The sequence below is a fragment of the Brachyspira sp. genome (genome assembly GCF_050873525.1).
Taxonomy (GTDB): domain Bacteria; phylum Spirochaetota; class Brachyspiria; order Brachyspirales; family Brachyspiraceae; genus Brachyspira.
The window spans coordinates 1-1,993 of record NZ_JBNMIZ010000324.1; the positions used below are offsets into that span (position 1 = coordinate 1).

Sequence of the window (1,993 nt, forward strand, 5' to 3'; positions counted from 1 at the left end):
ATATTATTGTTATGTTCTTCCAATATTTCTTTTATTTCTTCGTTTATATTATTAGTCAATACCGACATGGATTTTCCTTAAAGTTTTTATGATTTATATTATAATGGTAAATAAAAAAATATCAAATAAAAATAGAACCCCATGCATCTCTGCATGAGGCTCTAAAAAATTATATTATAATAAAAGAGTGTATATTATCTACAAACTTAAACTATTTATTAAACTTCTTATTTTGATTAAACATACCTTTATTTTTATTAGCGCCGATTAAAGACGCGAATATAACTCTTCCCGCTTCTTTAGGTAAAACATTATCAATCACTATATCGACATTTTTGCCTATTAAATGTTTGGCATTGTCGACTACAATCATAGTTCCGTCTTCCAAATAGCCAAGCGCCTGTTTTTCTTTTCCTTCTCTTATCAAATCAATTTTAATGGTTTCGCCGGGCAAAACTACAACATGAAGCGAATTAGCCAAATCGTTAATATTTAAAATACTCACATTATGAAGCGAAGCGACTTTCATTAAATTAAAATCGTTCGTTACAACTTTAGCGTCCATTTTTTTTGCAAGTTCTATGAGTTTCAAATCGACTTCTTTTATATTTGGAAAATCAATGTCCGTAACTGAAAGAAGTATATTTTTTGAAGCTTTCATTTTATTTAAAATTTCCAAAGCTCTTCTTCCTCTTATTCTCTTTTGAGGGTCCTTCGAGTCGCTTAAAAATTGAACTTCTTTTATAACAAATTCTGGCAAAATCAAAATTCCGTCAAAAAATTTCTTTTCCGCTATATCGTATATTCTGCCGTCAACTATAACGGAAGTGTCCAATATTTTTGCCGAACCAGTTTTATCCTGTTTTGTCAATTTGAATATATCCGATAAATTCGGTATAAAAGCCGATATTATTCCGAAAGTCAAATAGCCTTCTATAAACAAAATAACCAGTTTTATATTTACCGACAAATCTATTCCTATGCTTTTTATTGCAAGTATCGTCAGTAAAACTGTAACTATCGTAAAAAAGAATGACACAAAAAACGCCAAAGTTATTTTTGAAGACTTTTTTCTTATTAAGAAAAACTCGAATAAAAATATAAGTATAGCGCTTATAAAAAATATAATCAAAGTTTTTGAATTAAAATTTTCATCATATAAATGAAAAAGTAAAGCTATCAATAAAGATAAAATAAAATATACTATACGCCACATAATTTTCTCCAATTTTTTTATTTTATATAAAACAAACCAAATTACAATAAATTAAATATTTAAATATTAAACATTAATAGAATAAATAAAATATTCGAATGAATAAATACGAATCTTATCCTTCTTTTGTATCTTTTTTCTTCTTTCTCGTTCTTGTCGGTTCTTTATCGGCAAGAGGTCTGCTTGAAGATTTATTTTTAAATTTTTTAGCGGATTTTTCCAAAGCGTTAGAAACTATATCTTCAATTTCTTCTTTATCTTTTTTAAGAGCTATACTTATTTCATTGACTATAAAAGTATATGCCTTTTCATATAACCGCTTTTCGCTTGCAGAAAGTTCTTTTATTTTATTTCTCGTGAATAAACTTCTTGCAACATCTATAGTGTCTTTAATATCGCCTTTTTTAAGTTTTTCCTCGTTTTCATTATATCTCAACTTCCAGTTATTTTCTATATCTTGAGGTTTTGTTTGAAGAAGAGTCAGAAAATTCGCCGCTTCGTTTTTAGAAATTATTTTTCTTATGCGATATTCTTTTACTCTACTTACTGGGACTTTTAATATAATATTTTCTCCTTCGCATTCGAATACATAGCATTCTACCATACGGGAATTGACTTTATTTTTTGAAACGCCCGTCACTTTACATATACCATACATAGGATATACAACATAACTATTTAATTTATACATATAATCCCTATAAATAGAAAGTTTTTATTCTACAATTATTTAAAAAATTATTTAAATTATTTAACTATTTATAATAAAATTTTACC

General features: G+C 26.9%; 2 protein-coding genes. Both read right to left on the bottom strand.

All coding sequences use genetic code 11. The features are described 5' to 3' along the window. Positions 1–211: 211 nt before the first annotated feature. The gene (locus ACR0QS_RS13040) at positions 212–1,216 is read right to left on the bottom strand and encodes a PIN/TRAM domain-containing protein (RefSeq protein WP_432633885.1); all 1,005 of its coding nucleotides are present in this window, start codon (positions 1,214–1,216) and stop codon (positions 212–214) included. Between the two features lie 115 nt (positions 1,217–1,331). Beyond that, the gene (locus ACR0QS_RS13045; protein WP_432633886.1) at positions 1,332–1,907 is read right to left on the bottom strand and encodes a CarD family transcriptional regulator; all 576 of its coding nucleotides are present in this window, start codon (positions 1,905–1,907) and stop codon (positions 1,332–1,334) included. Positions 1,908–1,993: the final 86 nt, after the last annotated feature.